At 68.5% G+C, this 397-nt stretch carries 1 protein-coding gene; it reads left to right on the top strand.

Annotated features, from left to right (window positions below):
* Positions 1–172 precede the first annotated feature (172 nt).
* The coding region (locus V6F91_RS27220) for a hypothetical protein (RefSeq protein WP_332769946.1) at positions 173–397 on the top strand (225 nt) is incomplete at its 3' end.

Genomic DNA, 397 nt, shown 5'->3' with positions numbered 1-397 from the left:
CTGCTTGGTGGCGTGGATCATGAGCGGAACGGTTGCGTATTCCCAAGTGGTCATGGCCACCACACTACTTGCCGGGACGTGCTCGCGCGCGGGTCTGCCTGCCGGGGACATCACAGCCGAACCGCACCTCGGGTGGACCGCCGCGGTCGGACCCGGCTTGTAGACTGGCGCAATGGCATCACGCAACACATCGGGCCCTGAGCCCACCTCGGTCCTGGGCAACGTCATCGCGTTCATCGCGGTTGCCGTGGTTGCCGGAGTGGTCGTGGCCGGGCTCCTGATCCCCCCCGCCGCGGCCGCCGGAATGGCCGCCAACGCCTCCATCGGCTGGTTCAAGTCCCTGCCCGCCGAGATGGAATCGGGCCCGGTGTCCCAGGCGTCCACCGTGGTGGCCAAG

The organism is Pseudomonas koreensis, assembly GCF_036668835.1.
Taxonomy (GTDB): domain Bacteria; phylum Pseudomonadota; class Gammaproteobacteria; order Pseudomonadales; family Pseudomonadaceae; genus Aquipseudomonas; species Aquipseudomonas koreensis_I.
The sequence above is the reverse complement of the archived record's forward strand: the minus strand, read 5'-3'. Positions and strand labels throughout refer to the sequence as shown.